7 protein-coding genes and 1 pseudogene are annotated in these 7,668 nt (G+C 64.5%); 2 read left to right on the top strand and 6 right to left on the bottom strand.

What is annotated here, in order from left to right:
- Nucleotides 1-192 precede the first annotated feature (192 nt).
- The 5 genes and pseudogenes from KTN05_RS16785 to KTN05_RS16765 form a co-directional block, all read right to left on the bottom strand.
- A complete protein-coding gene (locus KTN05_RS16785) occupies nt 193-561 on the bottom strand; it encodes a hypothetical protein (protein ID WP_217330533.1) in 369 nt (122 codons plus the stop codon).
- Entirely contained in the window at nt 531-833 is a 303-nt protein-coding gene (locus KTN05_RS16780; protein ID WP_217330532.1) for a hypothetical protein, read from the bottom strand. Before KTN05_RS16780 ends, KTN05_RS16785 begins: the two co-directional genes overlap by 31 nt.
- A 466-nt stretch (nt 834-1,299) precedes the next feature.
- Nucleotides 1,300-1,647: pseudogene (locus KTN05_RS18785) on the bottom strand (relaxase/mobilization nuclease domain-containing protein); the annotation flags it as partial.
- Nucleotides 1,647-2,018: a hypothetical protein gene (locus KTN05_RS16770; protein ID WP_217330530.1), complete on the bottom strand. Its 372-nt coding sequence runs from the start codon at nt 2,016-2,018 to the stop codon at nt 1,647-1,649. The pseudogene KTN05_RS18785 and the gene KTN05_RS16770, both read right to left, overlap by 1 nt.
- 531 nt (nt 2,019-2,549) lie before the next feature.
- A complete protein-coding gene (locus KTN05_RS16765) occupies nt 2,550-4,676 on the bottom strand; it encodes a YecA family protein (protein ID WP_217330529.1) in 2,127 nt (708 codons plus the stop codon).
- 971 nt (nt 4,677-5,647) lie between these two features.
- Between KTN05_RS16765 and KTN05_RS16760 the strand changes: the two genes are divergently transcribed.
- Together KTN05_RS16760 and proX are read left to right on the top strand one after the other, a co-directional pair.
- Complete coding sequence (locus tag KTN05_RS16760) at nt 5,648-5,836, top strand: hypothetical protein (protein ID WP_217330528.1); 189 nt, start codon at nt 5,648-5,650, stop codon at nt 5,834-5,836.
- A gap of 141 nt (nt 5,837-5,977) precedes the next feature.
- Nucleotides 5,978-7,000, top strand: coding sequence for a glycine betaine/L-proline ABC transporter substrate-binding protein ProX (proX, locus tag KTN05_RS16755; protein WP_217330527.1), 1,023 nt, complete (start codon nt 5,978-5,980; stop codon nt 6,998-7,000).
- A 227-nt stretch (nt 7,001-7,227) separates the two neighbouring features.
- Here proX and KTN05_RS16750 read toward each other — a convergent pair.
- A partial coding sequence (locus KTN05_RS16750) for an MgtC/SapB family protein (protein WP_217330526.1) occupies nt 7,228-7,668 on the bottom strand: 441 nt, incomplete at its 5' end.

Genomic DNA, 7,668 nt, shown 5'->3' with positions numbered 1-7,668 from the left:
CCGCCGCGCTCCGCTTTGGGGAAGGTTCACATGGGTCAGTTCTCAGTGGAATTTACGCCCCTACCCGGGTCAGTTCCGGGTGGAAATCAACAGGCCCGGGCGGCATTCGGGAAATAGGGCCCAACTCTAGGTTCTTCAGGGGGCAGATCGAAAATGCGCCAGGGATGCCGATAAAGTCAGACGGATCCGCGGCTAGAATCCCAGACCATCGGTGTCGGGATCGGATTGCCCGGCATCATCCGCAGCCGGGATCTCGAACACAGCCCCATCGGAGAGCGTGGATAGCTGGAGGTCGACCGGTGTTTCGGCGGGTGGCTTCGGGGCCAGAGTGCCAGGACCATAGCCGTTCAGAAAAGACAGGGCTTCCTCACCCGGCCGGCGCAGGCGAGCCTCGCCTGCATCGATATCCACCGCGCTGTCGTCGGCGAAATCGACCGCGACCACCTGGTCGCTCGAGTGGACCCGAAGCCGCCAGCCGGGCAGCCGCGTCGCGAGATGAGACAGGATGCGCCGCAGGAGCCCGGCGAAGGTCAGGCAACCGGGGTGGCCAATTGGTGGCACAGCGCCGCGATCATCCTCGTCTGCGTATCGAGGCGGGCCGAGATATCCTCGAGCAACTTCTGCTCCGCGGCGCGTTCCCGCCGCTGGGCGGTGATCTCGTCGCGGATGAGGACCAAGGCCTCCACGAGGCGCTGGCCGAGGTCCGTCTGCGCCGCATCCGGCCTGGTCAGCAGATCCACGAGCAGCGACAAGATCCGGTCGAGCTTCTCGTCTTGCCTCAGCTGACCCTGCAACAAGGTGTCCTCCGGCTCGGACAGGGTCAGCGGGGTCAAGGAGGGATGCAAGCCCATGGATGAGCTCCATTATAAGGTGGTGATGATCTGAAATCTGTCGGAACATCCGGTTCCGCTCCAGGCTGCCCCGCGCGGCGATCAGCGCCGCGCAATGATCCAGACGGGCGAGGATCTCGGGCGCAGCCCAGCCGGGTCCGATCTGCTTTCCGCGCAGGACGTGGTCTGACGCATGCCATTCCCGAGCGAGCTCATCTGTCTGATAGCCGCCCGGCAGCTCCGCCATCCGGGCATTCAGCTCCTCTACGGTGACAGGTTGTCCGAGAAACGCCTGCGAGAGAGCCGCATGAAGATCCCGCGCCTGTCTGTTGTCATTGAGGCGGCGGGCGGGCTGAACCGGCCGCAGGGACGGAACCGTGCCGTCATAGTAGACCGGCAGCTCCAGCCCGAGCCGGGCAGCCACATAGCGATGCAGTCGATCGGTCTGCGCGCGGCTGTTGTTCAGCTCCGCTGGCAATCCATCGAAACTGCAGCCGGCGACCGCGATGTGGATGTGATCACAACTTGCATCGCTGTGCCGCGCGGCAAACCAGCCGTGACCATGATGACGGATCGACAATCCCGTCAATACGGTCATGGCGATCCGCAGCCATAGCTGATCCCCGGCATACAGCCCCTTCGGCAGTGACAGCGTGACATGAATCACGGGCTGGCCACGGCTTTTCCTTTGCAGCTCCTTCTGCAGTGCCAGACGGGTGCCGACCAGCAGAGTGCCCCCGAGGGGCGTGGCACCGTCTCGAAAGATGTATTTGATGCAGGTCCCGGCACCGGCGTGACGCTTGACGATCGCCCGCATCAGCCCGCTGGCCTTCCGAGATGCTTCATGACCTGGCGCAGTTCTGCCGATAGCTTGGCTGCGAGTTTCGGGCAGATCCGCAGTCTCTCGTCCTGCGCTTGAAGAAAGAGCGCATTGACGATCAGGACCAATTGTCCGAGACGATCGCTGTCGAGATGACCTGCGCCATTTGCACAGCGGATGCCAGCATCGCGCAGAAACCGTGCCGGGGTGCAGTTCGTAGCCTTGGCCGCGCGGGCGATCGGGTTCAGCTCACTGGTAGCAAGACGCACCTTGACCGTTTCGCGGCGCCGGTCATCAATGAGACGCCCTGATGAGCGAGGGAATGCCGTGCTCGGCTTGAGGGATTTCTTTGAGGGCACGAATACCATCCACGTCAGAGAAATACTTCTTCTGAAGGAGGGACGGCATTCTTGCCTGCCAACAGGATATTCCGAGATGGCGCCATGTCAATACACGATATGAAAAGACACGCAGATCGAAATCTGGCCAGTGGATTAACCAGAAACGGACCGGCATCTTTTCTACAACCGGAGTTCACCCAAACTGGATTAACTGGCTAACCCGGTATGATAGAATTACCGGCAATCACAGGCTATCGAACCGGATGAGTATGGCACACCGGGAACAGGGATCAACCGGTCATCGCAGGATGTCCGTGATGCGTTTCCGAGCCCCCCTTCAAGCGGGTCGCCGGACATGATCACGCGCCCGCGCCGTTCATCATTATCCATTGCCGGCAAGCGGAACATCACATGGGGTCACGAGGCTGAAAGGATCGGCCGGCCAACCCCTGCCCTGCTCTGCCGCGGAAGTTGAGTTCCAGGCTGTCCCCGGCTCACCAGCCACTCTCGGCTCGACTTCGGGACGTCGGCGATGCGCTGCCGAGTGGTGCCCGCCGCCTACGCCCGCCACGCCCCGGTTGCGGCGCGGGCCATGTCCCGGATCCATTTCTCCAGCCTCCCGTCGGTCACGGCCTTTGTGGCGATCCCATCGGCCAGGCCCTCGAACAGGCTGCGCATGGCCTTGCCCTCCTTGCCGAGCGCACGGGCGGGCCAGTGCGGTTTCGCCGCCTCCCAGGCCGTCAGCAGCCCATCCGCCCATGCCGGCAGATCCCCCTGATCGCCGGGAACCATGCTCTGCCCGCCATGCAGGGCCTGCAGCGTCGCATTGTAGCGCAGCATGACGATGTCCAGGAAACGCTCTACATCGCGCTTGCCGAGCGAGGGTCCGGCAATGTTGAACAAGGGTTCGATCCACTCGCCCGGCATCACCGGCTGGGGCGCGATGCAGCAGGCCAGCAGATAGCCATCCAGCCAGACCGGCATGATCGGCGATTGCCGCAACAGCCGCGCCAGTTCGCCGGCTTTCTCCGGCGCGGGCATCGACCGCGCCGCCGTGGGGTCCGGACCCTCCAAGGCCATGGCCGGGTCGGAAGTCGCGCGACGCTCTGACCAGACTTCCACCGTCTGATCGAAGATCAGCTCCATGACCGGCGTCTTTTTCAGATCGCGCCCTGCGGCGAGCGCAAGTGCCGTCGCGGTGAACTCGTCCGCGATGTCGCCACCGGCTGCGACCAGCAGGCCCATGCGTGCAATCAACCGTGCCCAATGGCCGCGGCGGCGCTCGAGAAAGGTCCAGAGCGTCTTTCTGGCCGCTGCCGGGCTGCGCGCCGCATCCAGCGCGTCGAAAATCTCGTCGCTGTCTTCGAACCAGCTGGTCAGGATCGGGTGATCATCCTCCCAATCCCCGCTGGCCGTGATCAGGCGCCCGCGCGCCTGCACCGACAGCGCCGCGACCCGCCCCTGCGGGTCGGCGGCATGGATGAGATCGGCAAGCTCGCTCGAGGCGGGGCGCAGATCGGTCAGCCCGCAGGTCGTGGCAACCTCGATCAGACCCGGCGCCGGCGCGTGGCCGCGCGCCGCACCCTCTGCCATGGCCAGCGAAAGCGCCTCAGCAAGATAGCTGACCGGCACATCCATGCCATCGACATTGCCCGCGATTTCGGCGATCAGCCGCTTCTGTTCGCTAGCGGACTGGCAGGGGATCACATAGGCGTCCTTGACCCCATGGCCTTCCTTGATCAGCACGACCGCGACCGCCCGGCCAGTGCCGCCCTGCACCGCCGCAGCGATGCTCTGCGCCCCCGAGCCGTCGATCATGCTGGCCACGATGCGGTGGATCTTCGGCTTCGCCGCCGCAGGTCCCGCCTGCCCGCCTTCCTGGCGCATCGCTTCGCGGATGATCGCATCCACCCCGGTGCGCGTGTCGCCGTCCGGAATCCAACTGCGTATGACGGTCAGACGTGAGAGCGTCTCGCGCGACAGCAGACCGGCCCCCTGTCGGTCCTTCAATCCCAGCACCGCGGCCTGGCGCAGAAGCGCGGAGCGATCGAGCAGCCAGCTGCAGCCCAGATCGGCAAAGATCGGGTGTTTCTGTCCGACCGCTGCCCGTGCCAGAGCCTGCCTGCTGTCCGGCGGAAGTGCCGGAAGGCAGCCGCAGAGAATTGCGTGCAGGGCAGTCAGGCTGCCGTCGCTGTCCTTCACCAAGGACCCGAAGAGCGCGTCGAACAGAGCCGAGATTGCCTCCGGGTCTCCCATATCCATCGCCTGCGCCGCGTGAGACGCCGCCTCCCGGAACTGCGCGTCCTGCAGGACAAGCCCGTCCGGCGCAGGCAGCGAGGCCTGGAACCAGACCCGTCCCAGCGCGAAGCTCCCCGACAGGGTCAATGCGCCGGAGCGGTTGAAGCGATCGATCTCCGCTTCGAGCGCGAGGATCAGCTCCTCGCCGGATCTCTGCCCGTTTTCCCGCGCCATCCGCGCTTCATCGAGCACCGCGGACAGAAGGCCGATCTCGGGCCGCTCCCCTCCGCCGTCCCCTGCCTTGGCCACCTCGCAGAGCAGGGCCTCCGCCTCCTCCGGCCGGTCGAGCATATCCCGGCAGAAGCCCTGCAGCGCGGCATGGCGGCGACCATCCGGCTGCGGCATCGCCAGGAAATCCAGAAACGACCTGGTGTCTTCGGAAAGCATGGGGCAGGCCTCATCCACGACAGGGCACCTCGAAGAAAGTCGGCCACCATTCATGGCTCGTCATCTCCCGCTGCGAGCTGGGAGCCCAAGCCGTCGTCTTCTCGCCCCGGGTCGCCAACCAGCGGAAAGCATCCAGGGCGACGGTGCAGGCCGGAGGGGTGTTTCTCATGGGTTCAGGGCTCGGTCAGTTGCGGCTTCGGAAAGCGTAGCGTCCGCCTGCGACAATCGGAAGCCGTCTGCCCGTCGCCGATGTGGATATCCCAGGCCGCCAGCGTGCCTTCGTTCGAGCGTAACAGAGGCCGTAACGGCAGCGTTACGATTTTACAAGGTGAATTCAACGATGTAACGGCGTAACGCCTGTAACGCGGGAGGAGTGTGTTTATGTGCCTGCGTGTGTGCGCGCGTATGTGTGTGCGTATATATGAGAATGTATGTATATGTGTTACGTTGTTACGATACATAATATTTACATTAACATCAAGGATCTAGCCGTAACAAAGACCGTAACGTTACTGTAACGGTCGTTACGGTCTTGACAAGCTGGAAAGTTGGCTCTGGCGCGATGCCGGCCTTGAGGAGTTTGTGAAAAACTTATTCACGCCAGGTTTGGGCATCCCCAAGGATGGGGCCCCATTCGTGACTGATGTGACCGGCTCGCTTGAGCGCATATGCCGGTCATTTTTCGGTGCGTGGCCCTTGGCTAGTGATCCATCATATTTTCGGTTCGCATCTTCTGCCGCTGCGGATTGCGCCAGCACCAATAGACGCCAGAGCCCACGTCCTCGCGGTTGTCTTCATCCCCTTTTTCGCTAAACTCCGCAGGGTTCGCTGGTCCTTGGACGCTCTACCTGATGCTTCTTTCTCGCTCGTGACCGAACAGGATCTCAGGGCTGCGCCGCCTCTGGCGGGGACCTTCATTCATGCGTCGGCCCCTGGGTCGGCATGTCATCAGCGCTCGAAGGCGGCGTCACATGCAGAGTGCAAGGCTGGCGATAGGCCATGCCTTCAGAATTTTCGGAAACGACGCACGCGGTGCGTCGGACCTGCTGCGGCAGGGGAAAGGCAGGCAAGTGATCCTCCCCAAGACCGGCGCTATCGTCGACGGCGGCGACAGTATTGTGGCCCTTGCCATCGTGCTGGACCGTATCGCGCAGGGCTGACCGAGCGCTCGGGCGTTCGCCTGCAGGCCAGCGCGCCTGTGCTGGAAGCCCGCAAGCCAAGCTGAGCCCGCCTCCTTCACAGGACGGGCCGCCCGGATGGCCCGTCCATCTGCTGACCGAAAGAAGAAAAAGGAGACCCGTATGCTGTCCCGTCCCAAATTCCCCCTGATCGCAACCGCCGCGCTGGCCCTGATCGCGGCCATGCCCGCGCAGGCGCAGGAGCGCCCTGGCGAAGGCGTGACGATCACCATGGCGCGCCCCACCTGGGATACCGGTTGGTTCCATACTGAAGTCTATCGCCAGATGCTTGCGGAACTGGGCTACACCACGACCGAGCCGATGACGCTGGACAACCCCGCCTTTTATCAGGCGGTCGGCTATGGCGACGTCACCATGTGGGTGGACGGGTGGTTTCCCAACCATGATCCTTACCGCTCGGCCTTTGAAGGTGGGGCCGAGATTGTCGGGGCGGTGGCGCTCGGCGGTGCGATGGAAGGGTATATGGTCAGCAAGGCCGATGCCGAGCGCCTGAACATCACCTCGCTGGAGGATTTCAAGCGCGACGAGGTGAAACAGGCGTTCGACCGCAACGGCGACGGCAAGGCCGATCTGGTGGGCTGCCCGCCCGGCTGGGCCTGCGAGATGGTGCAGGAACACCACCTCGACGCCTATGACCTGCGCGACCACGTCAATCTCATCAAGGCGGGCTATTCCGCGTCGATGGCCGACGCGGTCGCCGCCTACGAGAGCGGCGAGGCGGTGTTCTTCTACGCCTGGACCCCGAACTGGACGATGGACGAGCTTGTCCCCGGCGAGGACGCGGTCTGGATCGAGGTGGCAACGATCGACCTGCCGGAACACCTGATGCCCCTGGCCGACGCGGCGACCCGCGCGGGCGTCGCAGGCTGTGTCAGCGATCCCTGCCGGCTGGGCTGGCCGGCGAGCGACATCGTGTCGGTCGTCAACAGCGATTTCCTGAACGACAACCCCGCCGTGCGCGCCCTGCTGGAAGCGGCCGAAATCCCGCTGGAGGAAATGTCCGTCCAGAGCGCCCGGATGAACGCAGGCGACACCGACATCGAGGCCAACGCCGCCGCTTGGATCGCCGACAACCGCGCGGCGGTGGACGGCTGGCTGGACCAGGCCCGCGCCGCTGTGCGCTGACGCCTTCAGGGCAGGGTTCCGGATCGGGCGCGGGATGCCGGCGCCCGAACCCAGATGGATAACAGCCCTCGGACAACGTCGACCTTCGAGCGCCCGCCGACCGACGTGTCGCGCGCTGGTCGGCTATAACAAGCCAGTCGATCCCGAAGCCGTGCAGCCCTGCGGATGTCCCGAGAACGGCCACACCGGGCAACATCATGCCCTCGGCGTGCCAACTGTGCCTGTCCTCAACCGCCGACCTCGGGTGCTCCTGCGTCTTCGGCCAGGAGAAGTGTAAAGGACCGAACTGCCGGGTGGGCGCGCAGCGCCTCGGCGAGCCGGTCGCGCTCTGCAGAGTTGGGCCCCCATGTCGCCGCGCTGAAGGTCGTGCTGCGTGCCTGCGCATCGAAGCTCTGGCTCAGGGATTGGTCCCGCAGGCCATGCGCCTGCAACAGCCGGCGCAACGCGTCCGCGTCGAGCCCCTCTCCATCCCGGATCACGACCGTCAGCCGCAGGCCGCTGCTGCGCGGCAGGATAGCATAGAGGATCCGCAGACCGACCAGAACCAGCAGCGTGGCCGCAGTGCCGATCAGTGCCAGCCCGAACATGCCCACACCATAGACGATGCCCAGTGCGGCACTGATCCACAACGAGGCGGCCGTGGTCAGCCCGTGGACGGAAGGGCCTTC

The organism is Paracoccus sp. Z118 (assembly GCF_019061185.1).
Lineage (GTDB): Bacteria > Pseudomonadota > Alphaproteobacteria > Rhodobacterales > Rhodobacteraceae > Paracoccus.
This window is presented reverse-complemented; position numbering and strand designations above follow the sequence as displayed.

Coding starts and splice junctions, on each gene's coding strand:
- KTN05_RS16770 (WP_217330530.1), bottom strand. CDS start 2,018: ATGGTATTCGTGCCCTCAAAGAAATCCCTCAAGCCGAGCACGGCATTC.
- KTN05_RS16765 (WP_217330529.1), bottom strand. CDS start 4,676: ATGCTTTCCGAAGACACCAGGTCGTTTCTGGATTTCCTGGCGATGCCG.
- KTN05_RS16760 (WP_217330528.1), top strand. CDS start 5,648: ATGCAGAGTGCAAGGCTGGCGATAGGCCATGCCTTCAGAATTTTCGGA.
- proX (WP_217330527.1), top strand. CDS start 5,978: ATGCTGTCCCGTCCCAAATTCCCCCTGATCGCAACCGCCGCGCTGGCC.